Origin of the sequence: uncultured Lactobacillus sp. (assembly GCF_946477725.1) — a bacterium.
Lineage (GTDB): Bacteria > Bacillota > Bacilli > Lactobacillales > Lactobacillaceae > Lactobacillus.
This window is the reverse complement of sequence record NZ_CAMKZC010000010.1, coordinates 28,587-51,267: the sequence shown is the minus strand read 5'-3', so window position 1 is coordinate 51,267 and position 22,681 is coordinate 28,587. Positions and strand designations below refer to the sequence as shown.

Here is a 22,681-nt window from a genome sequence, read left to right as displayed (position 1 = left end):
TAAAGTTCCTCTTTTTCTAGCTTTTAATTCGTTTTCATAAATTATATTCTAGCATTTATCACTATCGCTATCTGTAAAAATAAAAAAAGAATTCATTTAAGCTGAATTCTTTTTATAATCCTTATATTTTCCGATCATTTAAATCTTGCAAGTAATTGTATGCCTGTTGGCCAGCAATACTGCCGTCACCAACTGCATTAGCAATTTGGCGTAAGTCTTTTGCCCTTACATCACCCAGGGCAAAAATACCATCAACCTTAGTTCTCATATGCTCATCTGTTGGAATCCAACCATTCTCATCAGTTACGCCCAAATCTTTAAAAGGAGCAGTTTGAGGAATAACGCCAACGTAGATAAAAACACCGCGAGTCTTTAAGTGTTTTTCTTCACCGGTCTCTTTATCTTTATAGGTAACGCCAGTCACCTTATTGCCGTCACCATCAATAGATTGAGTTAAGCCATTCCAAATGAAATGCATTTTAGGATTGGCAAAAGCACGTTTTTGCAGAGTTGGTTGAGCGCGTAGTTGATCCCGCCGGTGAATAACCGTAACAGATTTAGCACTTTGAGCCAAGTAAATTCCTTCTTCAATAGCTGAATCGCCGCCACCTATAACCGCAATATCTTCATCTTTAAAAAAGGCAGCATCACAAACAGCGCAATAAGAAACACCCTTACCGGAATATTCATCTTCACCAGGAACACCTAAATGACGATGATCCGCTCCGGTAGCAATAATTAAGGCAGGTGCACTGTACTCGCCAGTATCTGTTTTAACTATTTTTAGGTCACCATCAGTGGTTACTGTTTGAACATCACCATATTCAAATTTGGCACCAAACTTCATAACAGAATTGTACATTTTTTCGCCCAACTCTGGTCCTTTAATTTCACTAAAGCCGGGATAGTTATCAATTGCATCGGTGTTATTCATTTGCCCACCATACAAACCACGATCAAGCATTAACACTGAAAGGTTTGCACGAGAAGCATAAAGAGCAGCAGTTAAGCCACCAGGTCCTGCTCCGATAATGATTACGTCATATTTTTCCGTCATAGTTTTACCCCCAGTACTTTCTTATTTTTCGTAAGTAAATATTACAACGATTTGCATGTTAAAGTCTAATCTCCTGTTTAGGACTTCTACCCATCATCTGGGTAATTTCATCATCTACATTAGAATTTTGGTATAAAACGCGGTAGATAGCTTCACTAATCGGCATATCAATATGCTTTTCTGCGCATAATTCGTGCACAGCCTTTACTGTTGTAGCACCTTCAACAACCTGACCCATATTTTGCAAGACATAGTCAAGACTCTTGCCCTCACCTAATTGCTTACCACAGCGCCAATTACGCGAATTAACAGATGTGCAAGTCACAATTAGATCACCAATTCCTGCAAGGCCACTAAAAGTCATTGGATCGGCACCAAAGTAATTAACTCCTAAACGCGTAATCTCTGCTAATCCTCTGGTCATTAAAGCCGCTTTAGCATCGTCGCCATAGTGTTTACCAACTAAAATTCCTGCCGCAATAGCAATAACATTTTTAACCGCACCGGCCACTTCGACACCAATTAAGTCGCTATTGGTATATAAACGGAAATAGTCATTTGAAAATAACTGCTGCACTTTTTGTGCATTTTCCATGCTGCTTGAAGCACATGAAATGGCAGTCAAATCTTTTTGAGCAACACTTTCAGCATGGCTAGGTCCTGAAATAGCTACAATTTTATCCTCATCATCTGGATAGATTTCTTCAGTTAAAATTTCCGATATCAGTTTTTTGGAACCCGGTTCAATACCTTTCGTAGCAGTGACTATAAGCGGCTTTGAATTAGTTTGTCTTAAAATTTTACTTACATTCTGAGCAACACTGCGAATAGCTTGAGTAGGTAAAACAAATAATACAATTTCGGCTTCCGTTAAAGCTTCATTTAAATCACCTGTCGCAACAGCCGTTTTATTTACCTGCCAGTTTCTCATGTAGTGCTCATTGGTATGATTCTGGTTAATTTCGGCATTAACTTTTTCGTTATTACCATACAGAACGATATTATATCCTTTATCAGCAAGCATTGATCCTAAAACCGTGCCCCATGAACCTGCTCCTAAAACTGCAATTTTCGTCATTTTTTACTCTCTTTCACTTAAATAATTATTAATCTCGACTATAAGGGTATTTCAAGCCACTGCCTTCTAGATACCATTTAGGTTTAACAACTCGTCTGCGATAAATAAATAATACTATAACCACAATCAGCAATATGACACTAAGCATTTGCGAAACCCGAATTGATCCCAAAAGGTAAAGGCTATCTGTCCGCATACCTTCTACAAAAAAACGCACGACAGAATACCATGCCAAATAGAGCATAAATATTTCGCCTTGTTTAAACAGATGCTTTCTGTGTCTTAATAACAATATTATCAGTAAACCAATCAAATTAAAGAAAGATTCATATAAAAAAGTAGGCTGATAGTATACTCCACCGATTTTCATCTGATTAATAATAAAATCAGGTAAGTGTAAGCTTTGTAAAAACGCCAAGGTTGTGGGCCCACCATGAGCTTCTTGATTAATAAAATTACCCCAGCGGCCTAATATTTGAGCAGCCATTACTCCTGGAGTGATGATGTCCAGCATCAGAAATGGTGGCAACATTCTCTTATAACAAAATACCAGTAAAACTGCCAAACCGGCCAGTAAGCCGCCATAGATAGCAATGCCACCATTCCAAATAGCAATTATCTCGTCAAGATGCTGAGAATAATAATGCCATTCAAAAATAACATAGTAAATGCGAGCACCCACATAACCAATAGGAACAGCCCATAACAGCAAATCCATGAAGTCATCACTTTCAATTTGACGTTTGCGACCTTCAAAAATTGCCATTGAGACAGCTAAAATAATTGCTACAGCCATAATAATGCCATACCACTTGACACTTAGGTTTCCAAATTTAAATGCTACAGGATTGATGGTCAATATCATTTATTCTTATCCTTTGCTGTGTCTGCTTGAGAGTTTTTCTTAATTAATTTCGTTAAATTATTGTCAAAAGTTTTGGTAGCATTATAGCCGCTTCTCTTGGCGCGGAAATTCATAGTTGCAATTTCAATAATATCTTCCATATTACGACCAACTTTAACAGGAATAGTGATTTGGGGAACTTCAACATTACAAATATCTCGTTTGCTTTCCTCAAAACCCAAGCGATCATAATTAGCTTTCTTATCCCAGTTGACAAGTTTGATAACTAGCTGAATGCTTTCACGGTTTTTAACGGCACCAACACCGAATAAATCCATAACATCAATGATACCAATACCACGAATTTCCATTAGGTGTTTTAATATTTCCGGAGCTTCACCCATCACGGTTTCCACGTCTTTTTGATAAACATCAACTCGATCATCAGCAATTAAACGGTGACCGCGATGAATTAAACCTAAGGCAGTTTCAGATTTCCCTACACCCGAATCACCAGTCAGTAACACGCCCATACCTTTAACTTCGACTAAGACGCCATGAATCGTATCACGTACAGCTAGCCGCTCTCTTAAATATTCCGTCAAAATACTGGAAACATAGGTAGTTGACTCTGGCGAAGAAAGAATAGGAATCTCCGCCTCATCAGCAGCTTGAGCTAGTTCCGGTGGTATTCGCAGAGAACGCGATACAAAAAAGCAGGGCGTATCAGGGGTACAAAGTTTTTTAAAAACCTCCACTAAACTATCGTGGTCTAGTCTAGCAGCATAAGAAATTTCTGTGCGCCCAAGTAACTGAATACGCTGGCGGGGGTAAAAGTCAAAGTAGCCTGTTAACTCCAGTCCTGGTCTATAAATATCAGATACAACAATCTCCTTATTATTGATATATTGTTTTCCCTGCACAACATGAACAATTTTATTATCACGAATTAAATTTCTTAATTTAACAGCGTTTGTCATTTCAAAATGCCCCTTTATTATTTGTCGACATCTTTGGTTTTAGCATCGCGTACTTTTTTCCGTTTTGGTTTAGTTTGATTATTTTCATTCCAATTGTCCCAGCTATAAGAACCAGAATTAAGATCAGAGTGTCCAGCATTATTATCATCATTTTTGGTAAAATGATTGATTAACCAGATAATACCAATAATTACTAAGGCTGCCGGTAATATCATGAAAAAGATGTGAAATATGGCAAAAATAATACTTAAAATAACAACTGCCAATAATACTAAACCAACAATTCCCCAAAAACTCATCTAATCACCTACTCTGGATTTTCCTGGCTCAAAAGCCATTGTAAATATGCATAAACAAACGGTTGCAGCTTGCCATCCATTACACCACTTGTATCGGAAGTTTCATAGCCTGTGCGCAGATCTTTAACCAAATTATAAGGATGAAAAACATAAGATCTAATTTGTGAGCCCCAACCAATTTCTTTTTGGTCACCTTTAAGCTCCTGCTTGTGCTTACGTTTCTTTTCTTCTTCCAGGTGAAATAATTTTGCTCGCAGTTCATTCATTGCGGTTTCCCGATTCTGCAACTGTGAACGCTGCGCCTGAGACGTAGTTACGATTCCTGTCGGTAAATGAGTGATTCTGACAGCGCTTGATGTTTTATTAATATGCTGGCCGCCTGCACCACTCGACCGGTAAACGTCAACACGGAGATCTTTAGGATCGATATCCACCTTAATACTCTCATCAATTTCCGGAATAACTTCAACCGAAGCAAAAGATGTATGTCTCCTCTTGGCCGAATCGAAGGGAGAAATTCTCACCAAGCGGTGAACACCATTTTCCGATTTCATCAGGCCGTAGGCATTTTTACCAGTAATCTTGGCACTAACGCTTTTAAGACCAGCTTCTTCTCCAGGTTCATAATTACTAATTTCAAATTTAAAGCCGCGAATATCAGCATATCTCTGGTACATCCGCAAGAGCATTTGGCCCCAGTCCATCGCTTCAGTGCCACCTGCTCCCGGATGAATTTCAATCAGCGCATTGTGATCATCATATTTGCCAGATAAGAGTAAATCTAGCTCATAATCATGAAACTCGGTTTGCAATTTTTGCAGATCGGTTTCAACTTCTTTTTGTAAATCTTGATCTGCTTCTTCACGCAGTAATTCTAGTGCTGTTATTTCATTTTGATAATCCTTTTCCAACTTGACAAAAGAATCACGTTTTTCTTTCAACACATTTGTCTCACTAATCAAACGTTGTGCTTTTTCCTGATCATCCCAAAAAGTCGGATCTTGCATCTTATTTTCATTGACAATGATACTTTCGTTTATTGAATCTAAGTCAAAGAGACCCCCTAAAGTGGTCTAACCGCTTTTTCAAACTATCCAATTCATTTTGAATGTCACTTATTTCCATATTTTACAATAGCTCCTTTATTTTTAATAAAATTTCAGTAAAAAAGAGAAAGCAGCTGCTTTCTCCTCCCATCTTAACTATTAACGACTAAGATTTTGTCTAATTTCAGCTTTCATAAATAAACGAGTCACGTCAAATTCAATATTTGATACCATTTCTTCAAACATGTTGTAGCCAGAATCCTGGTATTCTACCAGCGGATTAAGTTGACCGTAGCCACGTAAACTGATTGATTGCCGTAATTGGTCCATAGCATCTATATGATCAGTCCAGCGATCGTCAACTACCCGCAAGATAACTACTTTTTCAAATTCAAGCATTTCTGAAGGATCAGCCAAAATCGCTTCTTTTTCTTCATAGTTGGCTTCAACGATATCATACAGCTTTTGCTTTAAGTCAGGAACCGTAATTGTCTTGAAGTCAATTGCATCAGTTTCTTCTTCGTTCGTCAAACTTGAAGAAATGAAGTCACGCAGTGAATCAAGCCGCCATTTACTACGATCACCCTGTGTAAACATATCAACTTGACTATTAATAGTACGGCGAATCATTGGGATTAAAACATCCTTAAGTGACTTTTCTTCACCAATAACCTGCATCCGTTCACCATAAATAATCTCCCGTTGAATACGCATAACATCATCATACTGCAATGTTTGCTTACGGGTATCATAGTTATTACCTTCAACACGTTTTTGAGCAGACTCAACTTGTCTAGTGATCAAGCGACTCTCAATTACCTTGTCATCATCATTGTCAGACAAACGGTCAAGGAAGTCTTTGACTCTGTCGCCACCAAAGCGTTTCATCAAATCATCTTCAAGTGAGAGATAGAAACGAGTAACACCAGGGTCACCTTGACGACCTGAACGTCCACGGAGCTGGTTATCAATTCTACGAGACTCATGACGTTCAGTACCGATGACAGAAAGTCCACCTAGTTCTTTCACACCTGGCCCTAATTTAATGTCGGTACCACGGCCAGCCATGTTAGTCGCAATAGTGACCGCACCGCGTTGACCGGCATTCATGATAATCTGAGCTTCCTTAGCATGGTTTTTAGCATTCAAAACAGCGTGAGGAATTCCTTCTTTGTCAAGTAACTTACTCAGTCTTTCAGAACTTTCAACCGCAACGGTACCAACTAATACCGGTTGGCCCTTTGAGTGCCGGTCTTTAATTTCATTGACAACTGCCGCAAACTTGGATGACAAAGTAGGATAAAGAATATCCGGATTATCTTTCCTGATCAAAGGACGGTTAGTCGGGATAGTAATTACCTGCATGTTGTAAATTTCACGGAACTCTTCTTCTTCAGTTTTAGCAGTACCTGTCATACCGGCAAGTTTTTTATACATTCTGAAGAAGTTCTGATAAGTAATTGTTGCCTGTGTCTTAGATTCTTCCTGAATCTTAACGCCTTCTTTAGCTTCAATAGCCTGGTGCAGGCCATCAGAATAGCGCCGTCCCTGCATAACACGACCGGTGAAAGAATCAACGATTAAAACTTCCCCGTTTTGCACAACATAATCGATGTCTTTAAGCATAATGTAATTTGCTCTTAAAGCCTGATCAAGGTGGTGCACTAATTTCTGATTTTCAACGTCATACAAGTTTTTAAGGCCAAAATGATCACAAGCTTTTTGGATACCAGTTCTAGTTAAAGAAATGGTCTTAGTTGGCCAGTCAATTTTATAATCACCATAGTCCTTATCATCATCCGCATCATCATCACTTTTGTCTTCTTTAAGAGTTTTAACAAAGCGATCAGCACGAATATAGTCACCATTAGCCTGTTCTGCTTCGCCGGAAATAATTAATGGTGTCCTAGCCTCATCGATTAAAATTGAGTCAACCTCATCGATAATAGCATAGTTAAGTTCACGTTGAACCATTTGTTCTTTATAAACGACCATATTATCACGCAGATAATCAAAGCCTAGTTCTGAGTTAGTGGAATAAGTAACATCACAATTATAAGCTTCACGCTTTTCATCAGGAGACATAGCATTCAAGTTAAGACCAACTGTTAAGCCTAACCATTTGTATAACTGACCCATTTCTTCGGCATCACGACTGGACAAATATTCGTTAACGGTAACAACGTGAACGCCTTTTCCTGTTAGTGCATTCAGATAAACAGGCATAGTCGCAGTTAAGGTCTTACCTTCACCAGTCATCATTTCGGCAATATTACCGTAGTGCAGCGCAATACCACCTAATACTTGAACGTGAAATGGGTATAGGCCTAAAACTCTTTTAGCTCCTTCACGAGAAACTGCAAAAGCTTCCGGCAAGAGCGAATCTAAGCTTTCGCCATTTTTCAATCTATCACGAAATTCAGGTGTTTTTGCCTGTAATTCTTCGTCTGAAAGCCGACTGTATTCGTCTGCATGACTTTCAACTTTATCTGCAATTTTTTCAAATTTTTTCAGTTCTCTTTTATCGTTATTGTATAGTTTCTTTAAAATGTTTACCATTTAATCGATCCTTATATGTAGTTAAAGTATAAAAACACATTATAATTTTACCATGATTAGCGCTAAATGAAAAATAAACAAAACAAAGACCTCACACTAAATGTGGGGCCCTTACTTGATAATATTATTGCTATTTGGTCTCAATCAAACCATAACGGCCGTCATTTCTGCGATAGACAACACTTGTACCGCTGGTTTCACCATCTTGGAAAACAAAGAAATCATGCTCAAGCATATTCATTTGCAAAATTGCTTCTTCAGGACTCATTGGTTTCAAGCCAATTTGCTTATTACGAACAATTGTAAATTCATTACTTTCTTTGTCTTTTGAATCTTCCTGCGCGCTTTCAACGAAGAAATCATTAATTCCTTTTTCACGGCTCTTACGATTTACACGTGTCTTATATTTTCTGATTTGTCTTTCCAATTTTTCAGAAACAAAATCAATACTGCGATACATATCGTCAGTTGTTTCTTCAGCTCTCAATACTAAGTATGGCAGTGGTATAGTTACCTCAACTTTAGCCTTATGATCACGATACACCTTTAAATTAACATGAGCAATCATATCTTGATTTAAATCGAAATATTTTTCTAATTTTTTAAGGCGCTTTTCTACGTAACTTCTTAAAGCATCCGTTACCTCGATATTTTCACCACGAACATTATACTTTAACATATGAGATTCTCCTTTCAACTGCTTGAGGCAGTCTGATGTTATCTATATTATAGCAAAATTATAACAAAACATGAAAGCGCTGAACAATTTTGTTTTATCTACATAAGGTAAAACTACTAATTTTCGCATTGGGAAAAATATTTGCTAGCGCATCTCGAGCATGATAAAGCGTTCTGCCAGTAGTGTATATGTCATCCAGCAAGAGAACAGTGCATTTTTGAAAATTAATCGTAAAGTTTTCCTTAACAAAAAAACTTTGCTTACTTCTTAATCTTTCAGCACGATTTTTCTCCCCCTGGGCTCCTAGTCCTGATTTTTTACCCAGCATGTTTGTTAAAGGAACAAGACCACCGTATAATGCAGTGATTGTATCGAATTGTCTTTTAGCGATGTGCTCAGAAGAAGTTGGAACTGGGACATAAACATCAGCTTTATATTCAGACAGTTCTTTAACACACAATTCTTGTAGTGCAGCGTATAAAACGTAGTCACCATAACGTTTATAGTTAACCATTAAATCATGGAATGCTCTGTTATATAAATACACAGAGTGATTAATTAACAACTTTTCGCCATATATTTTTTGCCAATTCATACAGTCTGAACAAATCTGATTTTGATTTAAATTTCCCGAGCATATTGGGCAATGCTTTTCAGGTATATGAATGAACTTTTTTAAACAGTGGTCGCAAATACTTTTTCGATCCTCCTGGTGCCAGGAAAATAGACTTAAAAATGACATTTTTGAAATGAAATATTGTTCACACAATAGGCATTTTTTCATTTATTCATCTCACGGATTTGTTTCATCGCATTACGCAGACTTGAAGTATATTTTTGGTAGCAAAATAATATTAAACCCGTTGGATCAGTTTTAGCCCGACCAACTCTTCCCGCAATTTGGACCAAACTAGAAGTATTATAAATTTTATCATCAGCCTGGACCACAATTACCCAAACATGATTAAAGGTTACGCCACGTTCCAAAATAGTAGTGGTAACAAGCAATTGTATTTGTCCCTGCCTGAATTTATCAACTTTTGCAATTCTCTGCACATCATTTGCATTTACACCCTCTATTGTTATTTGCTTAAATTCAGGCTCATTTCTAAGTGCGCTAACATATGGCTTAATCAAATCAATTCTGGGCAAGAATAAGAGTAGTGGATGCTTAGCCTTAATTACTTTGCTAATTTCTTGCACAAGTTTTGGATTAATTCTTTTACCTTTTAAAAATGGACGTAAAAACAGTTTTTCTTTTGGTACGGGCAAAAGATGACCATGAAAACGTCTATTTAACTTTAATTGCTGAATTTGACCCTTTTTAACAAGTTTTAACAGTTCTTTTGTAGGCGTTGCTGTTAGATAGACTATCTGACCATTATTCTTAAGCGCATTTTTCGCTGCAAAATTAAGTTCAGGATTCTGTACATATGGAAAAGAATCAGCTTCATCAATAATCAATAAGTCAAAAGCACGAAAAAATTTCAATAATTGATGGGTGGTACAGATGGTTAACTGCTCTAAGCCTGGCTCTTGGTATTCATGCCCATGGTATTTACCAATTCTAATTTTAGTGAATGCCATCTGCAAGCGGGGAAATAATTCATTAACTACATCTATTCTCGGTGCAGCTATGCAGCACCGCTTCCCTTCCGCTAAACAGTGCGCAATCAAAGGAAACATCATCTCAGTTTTACCAGCACCGGTTACTGCATGAACTAAAGTATTTTGCTTATTTATGTAGTTCTGAACCAAATCCTTAGCGATTTTTTCTTGTTGAACTGTTAATTTACCATTCCAAGTCAAACCACCGTTTCTTGTTCGCGGGAAGTTTACTTTCTCCTCATTACGAATAAGATAATCGCCTTCAACTACTCTTCCTAAACCAATACATTCGCGACAATATCTTTTGCCATTGGGCAATTTAGCCCAAACCTTAGCATTGCATCGTGAACACCGACCATTGATAACAGCCTTGATTTTTGTTATACCTTTCTTTGTGCTAAAATCCAGTTGACTACTAAGCCATTGACGACCAGCAAGATGAGAAATATTTTCCATTTTGTCCTCCAATGATAAATACGCAAAAAAGGGCTGATTGTTTTGAATGAAGAAGAAAATTATTTAACCATTAAGGAAAATGGTAACCACGAATTAGTAATTAAAAAAAGTCGCTTTATTGCTACTGTTATAAGAACTTTAACCGTTAAAGAGGCCGAAAGTGCAATTAATGCTGTCACTCAAAAATACCGTGACGCTACCCATAACACTTTTGCTTACACTATTGGATTAAACGACGAGCATGTCAAAGCAAGCGATAATGGTGAACCATCCGGAACTGCAGGTGTTCCAGAGTTAAAGGCACTTCAATTAATGAATCTGAAAAACGTTACTGTGGTAGTAACGCGCTATTTTGGTGGGATAAAGTTGGGAGCTGGCGGCTTAATCCGTGCATATTCCAACAGTGTCACTAAGGCTGTTGAAGCTATTGGAGTGGTTAAGCGCGTGCAACAACAGGGCTTGAAATTTCAAGTCGATTATAAAAAATTTGACGAAACTCAGCATTATCTTAATCAAAAAAAGATTTTCATTGATAATATCGACTATGAAGCGAAAGTCACAATTTCCATTTTTATTGATGAAAACAAATTAAAGCAGCTTGAAAATGACTTAATTAATATTTTGGCGGGCAAAGTAAAATTTGAGCTTCTTCCCCAAAGATATAACGAAGTACCTGTCACTAAACACAACTATCATGAGCAGTAAAAAAACTCACATGTGAAATGTGAGTCAAGTTTAAAATTTATTCTTTTTTCTTCTTTTTTAATTGCTCAGGTTTATCCTGTCCCAGATGCCATACCTCAACTGTTGGATCTTTTTTACTGCGCGAATTAATTAATTTTTGGGTTAAATTCAGCAAGGGTTTATATTTTTCACCTAAAAGCCCAATGGACTCTACAAAAAATTCAAGGGCAACTGCCAGACCAGCAATTAAGACCCACATGCCCCACATTGGTGACAATAAAAATAACAGGGAAATAAAAGAGAAGACTAATGATATTGCATAAATACTTAAAACCGTTTGTCTGTGGGTCAAGCCCATTCTCATTAGTTGATGATGCAAATGGTGCTTATCAGCTTGGGAAACGGGTCGATTATTAAGCTTCCGCCGAATCATAGCATAAAGCGTATCGGTAATCGGCACGCCTAGAATAGTAACCGGCACAAGCAGCGAAATGAAAGTTACGTTCTTCAAGCCTTTTAGAGAAAATACGGCAATCATGAATCCGATGTATAAAGCACCGGTATCACCTAAAAATATTTTAGCCGGGTGAAAGTTATATGGTAAAAAGCCCAGTAAACAAGCTGCCAGCATAAAACAGCCGATCGGAATATAGAGTTGGCCGGTGTGCAAAAAGAAATAGCCGACAATTCCCATAGTTATGAGTGAAATCATAGAGACACCATCAGCCAATCCGTCAAGCCCATCAATTAAGTCAACAGCATTAGTTAAAGCTAAGATCCAAAAAATAGTAATTGGCAGACTCCACCATCCCAAATTTATTTGTTTGTTCAAGAATGGCAGATTGAGAACATTCATTTTAATACCGGCAAGAAAATAAATTACTAAAGCACCGATAAAAATACCCAGCATTTTTTGTCTTGGTTTCAGCTCCATAATATCATCGATTATGCCAGTCAAGACAATTACACTTGAGCCTAAAAGTATGCTAAATGCTTCATGAGTTGGAAACTGATCGCGCAGAAGAATAAAAGCTCCTATATTGAAGGTGACAAAAATACCCAAACCCCCTAGGGTTGGCATTGGCTTTTTATTTACTCTTCTTTTATTGGGAATGTCGACAGCACCTAATACAAAAGCTAATCGCCTAATAAAAGGTGTGATCGCAGCCTGTATAATCACTAAAAAGAATAATTCAACAATAATTTTAAACATAGTCGGCTACTTTCATTTAAAGTTGTCTTAATTATACAGGGTAGAGCAAAAATGCACAAATTAGGTTGATTATCATAAATATTTCCAAATAAAAAACTGGATGCAAATGTATCCAGTTTTAATTATATTTAACTCCAAAAACTAATTCTGTGAAGCACCAGAATTAGTATCAGTTTTTACTTGAGCATTCTTTGCAGCACTTTCACCGGCAATTCTGCCAAAAACAATAGCGTTTGTAATACCCATTCCGCAACCTGGATAGGTCATTCCTCGCCATCCGCCTGTCGTACTACCAGCAGCAAAGAGATTACTAATTTTTCTATCAAAATTATCCAAAACTTCTGCTTTAGTATTGATGCACAATCCTCCAGCCATATCCGGTGTTGATGGCGCAAGTTTAGCGGCATAGTATGGAGCCTTAAAAGCAGTTAAATCTTTTTGGCGACCAAATTCCGTATCTTGACCATTGTTTACATCATTATTCCATTTAGCAATTGTTTTCTCTAACACATTAGGGTTTAAATTAATTTGCTCTGCTAATTCCGCGATAGTATCTGCTTTTTTAAAGTAGCCATCTTCTACTTCGCGTTTTAAATGCGGTGAAGGAGCTGGGGCAGAAAAGGCAGCTGGCATTTCATTTGCCATTCCTTCATCGAAAATCAGCCACACGAAACCATGATCTAGGTCAGCAATTTTCTTAGAAGCGTATTCGAAATACATATCTTCTCTAAAGTGTCTTCTAGCATCTGTTCCAACCCAAATATAAGGTTTTGTCCAAGCTGTGCACAAAGGACCAATACAAACATTATCGCCTGATTGAGTTCCAATAGAATTTGCTATTGGCATCCACATATCTTTTAACCTGGCGCCAATTTCAGCACCCATTGTGATACCATCACCCATTTGCCTAATAGAACCATATGATTCCCCTACAGCAAAATCTGGTGCAAAGCTTTTAAGCATTTCTTTATTGCGTGAAAAACCTGCAGTTGCAATAACAACGCTTTGAGCTTTGTAGTTACCTTTATTAGTATGTACACCAACTACATTATTTTTCTCATCAGTAATTAAGTTCTCAGCTGTAATATTAAAAATAAATTTTGTGCCAACTGCTTTTGCCTTATTGTAAAGTGGCTTTGAAAGACCATAGCCACTTTTTTCGACAGTTAAATGAGACCTTGCTGCCGGAGTCGCATATTCTTTCATTGCTTCTTCATTGCCAATTTCTTGTACTTCTTGGAAATTGACCCCAACTTCTCCAGCAAGCCATTCATAATCTTCAGCAGCATGTTCTACTATTGTTTCACGCATATCCGCATCTTCGTATCCTTGACCGACTGCCTTCAAATAATTATTCCAATTGTCTTTAGAGTCTTTAATACCTTGCGCTTTTTGCAAGCTAGTACCACCACCAGCATTGTAATAACCTCCAGACAGAGTCATATCAGAGAGCATATAGCTTGATGTATATTCCAAACATATTACGGAAGCACTTTTTTGCCTTGCTGTAATGGAAGCTGCAAGTCCAGCAGCTCCAGCACCAATTACCAACACGTCAGCATGATCTTCAAATTGCAAATCATCTGGATTGACGTTACGGTAGTCCTTACCATCATCCTTTTTCACTGTATTTCTAAGATCAACTCTTTTATCAAGACCACTGGGATCTCCAGCTTTTGAAACAGCATCTTTGACTGCTTTTTGTACAGCTTGAAAACTAATAGTTGCTCCGGTTACTGCGTCAATATTATATGACTGATGCTCAACAATTAGCTTCGGTGCTTTTTTTAAAGCAGCAGTGCTTATGCCAGAAGTTTCATCTTGTTGATCAATTGTTATATCCGTAATTTTATTATCTTTGACTTTTACCGAAACCCTGACTTCACCACGATTACCAGAGCCTTTTCCCTGATAAATACCATCTTTTAAATTTGCCATTTCTTACCCTTTCGTTAAAATCTATGCCTGCTTCAAAGCAGATTCTACAGCTTCTTTAAATGCGCGACTTGATGCAGAAGCTCCAGAAACAGCATCTACGTTAGCTGTTTTCTGAGCTAGCATTTCTGTTTTCATTTCCTTAATTGCTTTTTCACCGTAGTCAGGTGATTCGCTTTCTTTTAAAACTTCAATATTGCTTGGACGCTTATCACTGTCAACTGTCACTCGCACTATGATTTCATTGCCCATGCCACTTGAAGATTTACCAATGTATTGATTTTCAGCAGTTGAATAACTTTCTTCTTTAACATCTGATTCAGGAAATGCAGTATCAGCATTATTTTCACTAACACTGGCACCTGAAACAACTTGATCATCTTTAATTTTGGCGGCATTTTCTCCTGCTATCTTACCAAATATTAAGCAGTCAGCCATGTCACCCCCGCCATTATATTGATTTGCACCTATATGACCCAGTTCACCAGCAGCATATAAGTGTGGCAAAACTTTCTGATCTGTATCTAATACTTCAGCATTTTTATTTCGGCGTGGGCCACCCTGGGTGTTTAACATGGTGTGTTGTTGAGCTAACGAATAAAATGGACCCGTAAGTGAAATTTTGGTCATTGACTCTGGCTTACGTCCACATTGGTAATCAACTCCACGATCAACGAAGAAATTATACGTGTTCAAAGTATTTTCTAAAACTGCCGGATCAACTTTTATTTCTTGAGCTAAATCAGCGATAGTTTCTGACTTAACCACTTTGCTTAAAGCTTCCTTTTGAAATTCATCATTCTCAGCTGAGAATAGTTCATCGTATTTATTCTGATCAAAAATCATATGAGGATGCACTTGGGCTAAAGGAATTCTCCAAATACCATGATTATAGCGATGACCATGACGGGTTGGATCGTCTTCTGCTACATAACGTGTACCATCATCGCCAACTGTGATCAGTGAACCGGCAAATAATGCTTTCCAGGCCATAATGTTATGAGCTCTTTGGCCTTTGGGAGCAGCTAAATTAACAGTTCCACCTGGTTCATAATTATTCATGTGCCACAAATCTGCACCAACTTCTATAGCCATTTTGATGCCATCGCCATTGTTATAAAGCGTACCATATGGTAATAAATTAGTTTCACCTAAATAATCCTGCACCATTTGTTCGTTATTTTCAAATCCACCAAGTGCTAAAACTACACCATTTTTTGCATGGACGTTGAACAACTTGCCTTTATTTTCAATCTGTACACCTATTATTGTCTTATCAGTATCCTGAATTAAATGCTTTGCTGGCGTTGAATAAAGCACATCAATCTTGTCGCTGCGGTCTAAAACATTCTGGCGCAATTTTTTCCAAAGAGCAGCATCGAATATTTGATCATGCACTAACAAGTCGTCGTTTGTATCTGCACCTTCAAATTCGGGATATTCAGCACTCATGTATGCCAACATGGCAACATTTTTGTTACCTGGGTTATTTTTAACGCTGAATGCTTTACCACCGAGATACTTTTCGAAGTAATCTGGTAAATTGACCATCCCTTTTACAAAAGTTTCTAGCACCTGCTCATCTAAATCAAGTGGAGCAGTCATTTTTTGATAATACTTTTTTAGCTTTTCATAATCATAACCTGCTTCAACAATCTGTCCACAATATCTGGTATTACCACCTTCATGTCCCTCTGGTGCACTATCTACTAAAAGGACTTTTGCTCCTTTATCTGCTGCGAAACGTGCTGCTGTAGCACCTGCTCCACCAAAACCGATTACCACAACATCATAAGTTGCATTCCATGATTCGTTATCTTTTAAAAACATTTTGTTTCCTCCTAATTAAATTACCGCATTTATACTATTAGTTTTTAATATTGCTTGAAGCCTATATTCTTTAACAGTCACTCCTGTCCATTTCTTAAAGGCTTTATAGAACGAAGAAACACTATTAAAGCCAACTAGAAAACTTACTTCTGCAGTATTTAAAGTTCTGTCTTGAAGTAGATTTTGAGCCAAAATTTTCTGCACAATACTTAACTGTTTTTTAAAAGTTGTGCCTTCATTTTGCAGCCATCTTTGTAATGTTCTTGATGAAATACCCAGTTTATTTGCTACGTCTTTTACCTGAAAATTACCTCCGGCTATCAATTTAAACAGAGTGTTTTGTACAACTGCAGAAATTGGAGGATTTATATTTAATTCTTTTATGTACTTTTTCAAACCAGGCTCCATGAAATTCCACATTACATCATTTTTGGTTACAAATGACTGCTCCAAATCATACTTTCTAAACACCAAATAATTGTCTAAGCTATTTTGAGCTTCAATACCTAAATATTTATTTATTCTTGATCCATACTCATATTTGCTCCCAATAGATACGGGTATAACACATTTATTTGTACCTGCTCTAATCAGACTTACTAAAGAAATTTGATCTACTAATAGGCTAAAACGTGAAAATTTACGATATTTGTCCAAATATTTAATATGAATTCTTAATTTTTCACCTTCCTCAAAAGTTCCCATTTCAATTGGACCTATAAGCTGCTGGTAAGCTGCTAGGCGGGAAATTGCCTGTAAGCCATTTTTGCTTGACAAAGCTGCAAAATATGGAGGAACAAATTGGTAAAAATTACGAACATCACTACACTTCAACAGCTGTTTATCATTTGCTTCTTTGTCTAACATTTCAAATACATGAGAATTTTTAATCCACTTTGCATTCAGATATTTGTCCATTACGCTAGAATCAAGTAAACCAGAAATTGAATTAAATGGGTAACCTAATTCTAGTAGGAAATCTTTTAATTCAGTTGTTATTTTTAGATTCATAGCAGGTTCCTCCATTCAATCCGTATTGTATACCCTTTCATTTTACCAAAATGTGCTTTTTTGCGCTTTTTTATGTTAATTTGCGCCATATTTTGAAGATATATTACAAAACAAAAAAAGATTGAATTTTGCATTCAATCCTTTTATTTACTTTGCAATTGATACAGCACGTTTTTCACGAATAACTGTTATTTTAATATTACCCGGGTAATCAAGTTCTTTTTCAATTTGATTGCGAATGTCGCGTGCTAAAACTGTAATGCGATCATCTGAAATCTTGTCAGGTTCAACCATCACACGGACTTCTCGTCCAGCCTGAATAGCATACGCCTGTTTGACACCGTCATACCTATTTGCTATTTGCTCGAGGTCGGTAAGTCTTCTGATATAATTTTCCAAACTTTCGCTTCTAGCACCAGGTCTTGCAGAAGAAATGGTATCTGCTGCAACTACCAATTCAGCAATAAATGATAACTTAGGCACATCCCCATGGTGTGCTGCAATTGCATTAACAACCACATCCGGCTCATGATACTTCCTTGTCAGTTCTACACCAATTTCTACGTGCGAACCTTCAATGTCATGGTCGACTGCTTTTCCAATATCGTGTAATAATCCCGCGCGAACGGCTAATTTTTCATTTAATCCAAGCTCTGCAGCCATTGTACCAGCTAATTTTGCAACTTCAATTGAATGACCCAAAACATTTTGACCATAAGATGTCCGGTATTTGAGTCTACCCAATATTTTAACCAGTTCTGGATTCATTTTATGAATTCCCAGCTCCATTAGAGCGCTTTCTCCAGCTTCGTAAATATCATCGTTTACTTCTTTACGGGCTTTATCAACTGTTTCCTCTATTCGAGCCGGATGAATGCGTCCATCCTTAATCAAACGTTCCATTGCCCTTTTCGCAATTTCACGCCTAATGGCATCAAAACCACTTAAAGTTACAACCTTTGGAGTGTCATCAATTATAAGATCAACTCCAGTAAGTGCTTCAAAAGATCTGATATTACGTCCTTCACGACCAATAATCCGACCTTTCATTTCCTCATTAGGCAAATCAACTACAGATACAGTTGTTTCAGCTACTGTATCTGCCGAGCTGCTTTGAATTGCATCAATAATTATTTTGCGCGCATAATGGTCAGCTTTAGCTTTTACTTCTTGATTACTATTACTAATCAACTCTGCCCGTTCTTTAACTAATTCGTCTGCTAATTGATCTAATACGAGCTTTTTTGCCTGCTCTTTGTCTAAATGAGCCACTTCGTAAAGCTTCTGCGTAGTCTGTTCAACTAATGCATCAGCTTTTTGCAATTTAGCAGCTAATTCTGTTTGCTTTTGCTCTAGCTGTTCATCTTTTTTAGTTAAATCATCCTCTTTTTCTTTTAGCAAAGAGTTCTTATGATCAAGAGTATCCTCTCGTTGGGTTAAGCGATTTTGATCGCGTGCAATTTTATCACGTTTGTCGTTTAATTCATCTTCAACTTTTTGTCGGTAGTCTTGAATTTGTTCTTGAGCTTCAAGAATTTTTTCTTTTTTAGTGTTTTGCGCACTCTGTTTAATAGCATCAGCTGCTTGCTTTTGTGCATTGACTTCAGCTTTAGCAGCATCAACTCGTGCTTTTGCTTCGGTTAAAATATGGTCGGCATCGTTTTGAGCGTTCTGAGCCTTTTTCTCCCAGATCCTTTTACGAATAGAGTATCCTCCAACAACGCCAACAATAATTGAAATTATAGCTATCGCGACGGGAATCAAAAATTTACTTATCATGATTTCTATCGCCTTTTTTATTTTTTAGATTATTCACACAATATTAATAATAAAGAACGATGGGACTTATGTCAAACGACATGAAAAAACCTTAACCCATTTTCACAGGTCAAGGTTTATTTCCTCGTAATTAGCTTTTGCTGTCTGCTTCTTTTTTAGCAGAAGCTTCCTTTTCTGTATCAGCAGCTTTTTGGGCTTTTTTGGCTTTGACTTTTTCAGGATCTTCTCTTTCAGCAACTGATTCTTCATCAATACCGAAAGCTTGACGAACCTGCTTTTGAACATCGTCATAGACATCAGGGTGATCTTCAAGGTACTTCTTGGCATTTTCTCGGCCCTGCCCAATTCGTTCATCGTGATATGAATACCACGAGCCGGCCTTGGCTATAATGTCCTTGTCGGCCGCCATATCCAACAGCTCACCACTCTGTGAAATACCCTTGCCATACATCATGTCAACTTCAGCAACTTTAAAAGGTGGTGCAACTTTGTTTTTAACTACCTTGATTTTTACACGGTTACCGGTAATTTCTCCTCCGGTTTGCTTGATCTTTTCCGCTCTTCTGATTTCCAAGCGAATAGTGGCATAAAATTTCAGTGCCCGACCACCAGGAGTAGTTTCAGGATTACCAAACATAATTCCAACTTTTTCACGAATTTGATTGATAAAAATTGCAATAGTTTTGGTCTTATTAATATTACCCGAAAGCTTACGCAGAGCTTGACTCATTAAACGAGCCTGCAGACCAACATGACTGTCACCCATTTCTCCGTCAATTTCAGCTTGAGGCACAAGTGCTGCAACAGAGTCAACAACTAAAATATCAATTGCACCACTGGTAATCAACGTATCAGCAATTTGTAAACCTTCTTCTCCAGTATTTGGCTGAGACAAAATAAGTGAATCAACATCAACACCTAATGCCTCCGCATAAGCCGGATCCATAGCATTTTCGGCATCGATATAAGCGGCTGTACCACCTCTTTTTTGCACTTCAGCTACTGCATGTAATGCAACGGTTGTTTTACCAGAAGATTCCGGTCCGTAAATTTCTACTATTCTACCCCGGGGATAGCCGCCAACTCCCAGAGCTGCATCAAGAGCAAGCGAACCTGAGGGAACGGTCGAGATTTTGGTGTCAGCTTTATCACCCATACGCATAACAGCGCCTTTACCAAAATTCTTTTCAATTTTCTTAAGCGCATTTTCCAGTGCAGCTTGTTTTTCATCCTTGGCCAAGACTCTTGTCCTCCTCTATCATAATTTCTTTAATTTAGTACGTATTAATTATACTTTGCTTTAGTGTATATTTGCAAGAAAAAAGGCGAACAAATGTTTATTATTTTTATTCACATTATTAAATACGAAAAAGCTGCAAAAAACTTTTTATTTATTTTTTAAGACCTTTGGGTTCCAAAACTTTTTGCAGGAAATTTAAAATCACATCTGCCAAGATTGCCATTAATGCTGTAGGAAGTGCACCAGCTAGGATAATGGCACTGCCATTAGTAGCATTGGTGCCGCGAATAATTATGTCTCCTAAGCCACCTGCTCCAACGAACGAACCAATTGAAGTGATACCAATTGCTATGACCAAAGCATTTTTTAAGCCAGCTATAATAACAGACATTGAGAGTGGTAATCTCACCATATAAAGTAGTTGCAGTTTTGTCATGCCCATTCCTTTTCCTGAATCAATGACATTCTTATTAACGCTTCTCATACCAGTATATGTATTCTTAATAATTGGCAAAAGTGAATAAAGCGTAACGGTAACAATAACGGTCATAACGCCCAGGCCTAAACCAATCATTACAATAGACAAAAGGGCAAGCGAAGGAATTGTTTGGATAAAGTTCGCAATTTCTACAACAAAGTCTCCTAAATGTCCATTGCGCGAAATAAAAATTCCAACTGGTATACCAATAATAGCTGCAAATAAAACGCCATAGATTGAAATCAAAAAAGTACGGTTAAATTGTGCTAATACATAACTACCATTATGGACATAATAATAAATAAATTGCTGCCATAAAGATAAATGAGACATTATTTCTCCCCCCTAAAGTAATTATGTTTTTCTAAAAATTGCTTTGCAACCGTAGCAGGTTCAAGTAGCTTGTCATCTACTTGGAAGTTCATTTTACGGATATCATGAACACTCACATTACCCACTAATCTTGCCAGAATTGCCTTTAATTCAGGATGCTCTCTTAATAAATAGTTATTAATTAGCATGCCACAATTATATGGCGGAAAGAAATGCTTATCATCCTTCAACAGGTGCAAATTGTAGCTATCAATTCGGCCATCAGTAGAATAGCCTAGAATAACATCCATCTTACCGCTTTTCAGGGCTGAATATACTAAACCGATATTCATGGGATGTGCTTTAGAAAAGGTTAATCCATAGGCTGTTTGAAAAGCAGGATAACCAACTCCTGGAGCATTTACCCATTCGGATGCTACCCCAAAAGAAAATTTATCCTTAACTTTCTTTAAATCAGAAATCTGATACAGATGGTACTTCTTTTGGTCTTTTGCTCTCACCATAAAAGCATAATTATTAGCAAAACCATATGTATGCAAATAAGTTTGGTCCCATCTCTTTTTTACTTCACGTCTGACTGTATCATTTGCCTTTTTGGAATCCTTAATAGCTGGTAATAAAAGATTTGCAGTTAATTCACCACCATCATAAGCAGCAGCTTGAATATCGGCATCATGACGAATTAGAGCTTGATGCTGCATCGGAGCAGAACCTAAATTATTAACAATGGAAGTTTTATATGAAGTTTCATGTTCAATCAATTGGGCAACAATATTGGCCATAATTTGCGATTCAGTAGTTGTTAGTGCCGTAATTCTAATATTTTCCTGACTGCCTTGACTATCAGAAAGTCCAGGCAAGCCACAAGCACTAGTAGTTAACATAATAATCAAGGCTGTTATCATCAGGAATATCTTTTTAAAATACTTTTTCATGATGAATACCTCCTTATATTCCTTTTGGTGTTAATTTACGTTCAAGCTTACCCAAGAGATAATCAGTTAGAAGTGCCAATATGATGACTGGAATGGTACCACCAAAAATTAGATCAGTCTGATATAGACTAAGGCCATTAAAGATGAAGTCACCAAGGCCCCCAGCACCTATATAAGAGGCCAAAGTCGCCCACGCAATAACATAAATAGCAGAAAGTCTTATTCCCGCCATGATCACAGGCATCGCTAACGGAATATCAACTTTCAAGATTAATTGTATATTCGTCATACCTAAGCCGCGAGCTGAATCAATAGTGTCTGGGGAAACCCCCATCAGACCCACATATGTGTTACGCAAAATTGGCATTAAACTATAGAGAAAAAGTGCAATAATTGCGGGCAGTTTACCAACACCAAAAAATGGAATCATGATCGCAAGCAATGCCAAAGCTGGTATGGTCTGTAACATACTGGCAATAGCAATCACGACTTTTGCCACTCGCGGAAATTTCATTAATATGATACTTAATGGAACTGCTACAACAATTCCCAAGGCCAGTGAAATAGCTGAAATATATATTTGTTGCCAAGTTTTTACCAATAATTCTGAGCCATGTTGTGCAAAAAAGGCTGACAT

Annotated in this window: 20 protein-coding genes; 1 reads left to right on the top strand and 19 read right to left on the bottom strand. The window is 37.4% G+C overall.

Annotation, left to right across the window (positions count from 1 at the left end; translation table 11 throughout):
• Nucleotides 1–121: 121 nt before the first annotated feature.
• The 10 genes from trxB to Q0R51_RS05740 form a co-directional block, all read right to left on the bottom strand.
• Nucleotides 122–1,057: a thioredoxin-disulfide reductase gene (gene trxB / locus Q0R51_RS05785; protein WP_046324612.1), complete on the bottom strand. Its 936-nt coding sequence runs from the start codon at nucleotides 1,055–1,057 to the stop codon at nucleotides 122–124.
• 58 nt (nucleotides 1,058–1,115) lie between these two features.
• Nucleotides 1,116–2,135: an NAD(P)H-dependent glycerol-3-phosphate dehydrogenase gene (locus Q0R51_RS05780; protein WP_294757296.1), complete on the bottom strand. Its 1,020-nt coding sequence runs from the start codon at nucleotides 2,133–2,135 to the stop codon at nucleotides 1,116–1,118.
• Nucleotides 2,136–2,163: 28 nt separating this feature from the next.
• A complete protein-coding gene (gene lgt, locus Q0R51_RS05775; RefSeq protein ID WP_294757295.1) occupies nucleotides 2,164–3,000 on the bottom strand; it encodes a prolipoprotein diacylglyceryl transferase in 837 nt (278 codons plus the stop codon).
• Nucleotides 2,997–3,959 (bottom strand): HPr(Ser) kinase/phosphatase, encoded by a 963-nt coding sequence (hprK, locus tag Q0R51_RS05770; protein ID WP_294757294.1) that lies wholly within the window; start codon nucleotides 3,957–3,959, stop codon nucleotides 2,997–2,999. Before hprK ends, lgt begins: the two co-directional genes overlap by 4 nt.
• Nucleotides 3,960–3,976: 17 nt before the next feature.
• On the bottom strand, nucleotides 3,977–4,258 hold the full coding sequence (locus Q0R51_RS05765; RefSeq protein WP_046324608.1) for a hypothetical protein: 282 nt from the start codon (nucleotides 4,256–4,258) through the stop codon (nucleotides 3,977–3,979).
• Between the two features lie 8 nt (nucleotides 4,259–4,266).
• A protein-coding gene (prfB, locus tag Q0R51_RS05760) for a peptide chain release factor 2 (protein ID WP_294757293.1) occupies nucleotides 4,267–5,383 on the bottom strand; the annotation gives its coding sequence in 2 pieces (ribosomal slippage) (nucleotides 4,267–5,310 and nucleotides 5,312–5,383; 1,116 coding nt in all).
• 80 nt (nucleotides 5,384–5,463) lie between these two features.
• Nucleotides 5,464–7,863, bottom strand: coding sequence for a preprotein translocase subunit SecA (gene secA, locus Q0R51_RS05755; RefSeq protein ID WP_294757291.1), 2,400 nt, complete (start codon nucleotides 7,861–7,863; stop codon nucleotides 5,464–5,466).
• Between the two features lie 130 nt (nucleotides 7,864–7,993).
• Complete coding sequence (gene raiA, locus Q0R51_RS05750) at nucleotides 7,994–8,542, bottom strand: ribosome hibernation-promoting factor, HPF/YfiA family (protein WP_122037414.1); 549 nt, start codon at nucleotides 8,540–8,542, stop codon at nucleotides 7,994–7,996.
• Between the two features lie 94 nt (nucleotides 8,543–8,636).
• Complete coding sequence (locus Q0R51_RS05745) at nucleotides 8,637–9,326, bottom strand: ComF family protein (protein ID WP_294757289.1); 690 nt, start codon at nucleotides 9,324–9,326, stop codon at nucleotides 8,637–8,639.
• The gene (locus tag Q0R51_RS05740) at nucleotides 9,323–10,606 is read right to left on the bottom strand and encodes a DEAD/DEAH box helicase (RefSeq protein WP_294757287.1); all 1,284 of its coding nucleotides are present in this window, start codon (nucleotides 10,604–10,606) and stop codon (nucleotides 9,323–9,325) included. Before Q0R51_RS05740 ends, Q0R51_RS05745 begins: the two co-directional genes overlap by 4 nt.
• 42 nt (nucleotides 10,607–10,648) lie before the next feature.
• Here Q0R51_RS05740 and Q0R51_RS05735 point away from each other — a divergent pair, with 42 nt between their 5' ends.
• The gene (locus Q0R51_RS05735; RefSeq protein ID WP_294757285.1) at nucleotides 10,649–11,311 is read left to right on the top strand and encodes a YigZ family protein; all 663 of its coding nucleotides are present in this window, start codon (nucleotides 10,649–10,651) and stop codon (nucleotides 11,309–11,311) included.
• Nucleotides 11,312–11,348: 37 nt separating this feature from the next.
• Here the strand turns inward: Q0R51_RS05735 and Q0R51_RS05730 are convergent, their stop codons facing one another.
• The 9 genes from Q0R51_RS05730 to Q0R51_RS05690 all read right to left on the bottom strand — a co-directional run bounded on the left by Q0R51_RS05730 (nucleotide 11,349) and on the right by Q0R51_RS05690 (nucleotide 22,681).
• The gene (locus Q0R51_RS05730; protein ID WP_046324601.1) at nucleotides 11,349–12,503 is read right to left on the bottom strand and encodes a glycosyltransferase family 4 protein; all 1,155 of its coding nucleotides are present in this window, start codon (nucleotides 12,501–12,503) and stop codon (nucleotides 11,349–11,351) included.
• Between the two features lie 141 nt (nucleotides 12,504–12,644).
• A complete protein-coding gene (locus Q0R51_RS05725; protein ID WP_294757283.1) occupies nucleotides 12,645–14,441 on the bottom strand; it encodes an FAD-binding protein in 1,797 nt (598 codons plus the stop codon).
• 21 nt (nucleotides 14,442–14,462) lie between these two features.
• Nucleotides 14,463–16,268 (bottom strand): FAD-dependent oxidoreductase, encoded by a 1,806-nt coding sequence (locus Q0R51_RS05720; RefSeq protein WP_294757282.1) that lies wholly within the window; start codon nucleotides 16,266–16,268, stop codon nucleotides 14,463–14,465.
• Nucleotides 16,269–16,283: 15 nt separating this feature from the next.
• Nucleotides 16,284–17,279, bottom strand: a complete 996-nt coding sequence (locus Q0R51_RS05715; protein ID WP_294757280.1) for a helix-turn-helix transcriptional regulator — start codon at nucleotides 17,277–17,279, stop codon at nucleotides 16,284–16,286.
• Between the two features lie 147 nt (nucleotides 17,280–17,426).
• Complete coding sequence (gene rny / locus Q0R51_RS05710; RefSeq protein WP_122037410.1) at nucleotides 17,427–19,058, bottom strand: ribonuclease Y; 1,632 nt, start codon at nucleotides 19,056–19,058, stop codon at nucleotides 17,427–17,429.
• A gap of 130 nt (nucleotides 19,059–19,188) precedes the next feature.
• Nucleotides 19,189–20,298 (bottom strand): recombinase RecA, encoded by a 1,110-nt coding sequence (recA, locus tag Q0R51_RS05705; protein WP_122037409.1) that lies wholly within the window; start codon nucleotides 20,296–20,298, stop codon nucleotides 19,189–19,191.
• Nucleotides 20,299–20,449: 151 nt separating this feature from the next.
• Nucleotides 20,450–21,109 carry an ABC transporter permease gene (locus Q0R51_RS05700; RefSeq protein WP_294757277.1) on the bottom strand — a complete coding sequence of 220 codons (660 nt, stop codon included), beginning with the start codon at nucleotides 21,107–21,109 and terminating at the stop codon, nucleotides 20,450–20,452.
• Nucleotides 21,109–22,044 (bottom strand): osmoprotectant ABC transporter substrate-binding protein, encoded by a 936-nt coding sequence (locus Q0R51_RS05695; protein WP_294757275.1) that lies wholly within the window; start codon nucleotides 22,042–22,044, stop codon nucleotides 21,109–21,111. Before Q0R51_RS05695 ends, Q0R51_RS05700 begins: the two co-directional genes overlap by 1 nt.
• A 13-nt stretch (nucleotides 22,045–22,057) precedes the next feature.
• Complete coding sequence (locus tag Q0R51_RS05690) at nucleotides 22,058–22,681, bottom strand: ABC transporter permease (protein ID WP_294757273.1); 624 nt, start codon at nucleotides 22,679–22,681, stop codon at nucleotides 22,058–22,060.

Bases quoted from the DNA above. Each gene is read 5' to 3' on its own strand.
- Q0R51_RS05695 (WP_294757275.1), bottom strand. From the start codon at position 22,044: ATGAAAAAGTATTTTAAAAAGATATTCCTGATGATAACAGCCTTGATT.
- Q0R51_RS05720 (WP_294757282.1), bottom strand. From the start codon at position 16,268: ATGTTTTTAAAAGATAACGAATCATGGAATGCAACTTATGATGTTGTG.
- rny (WP_122037410.1), bottom strand. From the start codon at position 19,058: ATGATAAGTAAATTTTTGATTCCCGTCGCGATAGCTATAATTTCAATT.
- secA (WP_294757291.1), bottom strand. From the start codon at position 7,863: ATGGTAAACATTTTAAAGAAACTATACAATAACGATAAAAGAGAACTG.
- raiA (WP_122037414.1), bottom strand. From the start codon at position 8,542: ATGTTAAAGTATAATGTTCGTGGTGAAAATATCGAGGTAACGGATGCT.
- Q0R51_RS05740 (WP_294757287.1), bottom strand. From the start codon at position 10,606: ATGGAAAATATTTCTCATCTTGCTGGTCGTCAATGGCTTAGTAGTCAA.
- Q0R51_RS05745 (WP_294757289.1), bottom strand. From the start codon at position 9,326: ATGAAAAAATGCCTATTGTGTGAACAATATTTCATTTCAAAAATGTCA.
- Q0R51_RS05730 (WP_046324601.1), bottom strand. From the start codon at position 12,503: ATGTTTAAAATTATTGTTGAATTATTCTTTTTAGTGATTATACAGGCT.
- Q0R51_RS05780 (WP_294757296.1), bottom strand. From the start codon at position 2,135: ATGACGAAAATTGCAGTTTTAGGAGCAGGTTCATGGGGCACGGTTTTA.
- trxB (WP_046324612.1), bottom strand. From the start codon at position 1,057: ATGACGGAAAAATATGACGTAATCATTATCGGAGCAGGACCTGGTGGC.
- lgt (WP_294757295.1), bottom strand. From the start codon at position 3,000: ATGATATTGACCATCAATCCTGTAGCATTTAAATTTGGAAACCTAAGT.
- Q0R51_RS05700 (WP_294757277.1), bottom strand. From the start codon at position 21,109: ATGTCTCATTTATCTTTATGGCAGCAATTTATTTATTATTATGTCCAT.
- Q0R51_RS05690 (WP_294757273.1), bottom strand. From the start codon at position 22,681: ATGTCAGCCTTTTTTGCACAACATGGCTCAGAATTATTGGTAAAAACT.
- Q0R51_RS05725 (WP_294757283.1), bottom strand. From the start codon at position 14,441: ATGGCAAATTTAAAAGATGGTATTTATCAGGGAAAAGGCTCTGGTAAT.
- Q0R51_RS05765 (WP_046324608.1), bottom strand. From the start codon at position 4,258: ATGAGTTTTTGGGGAATTGTTGGTTTAGTATTATTGGCAGTTGTTATT.
- Q0R51_RS05715 (WP_294757280.1), bottom strand. From the start codon at position 17,279: ATGAATCTAAAAATAACAACTGAATTAAAAGATTTCCTACTAGAATTA.
- hprK (WP_294757294.1), bottom strand. From the start codon at position 3,959: ATGACAAACGCTGTTAAATTAAGAAATTTAATTCGTGATAATAAAATT.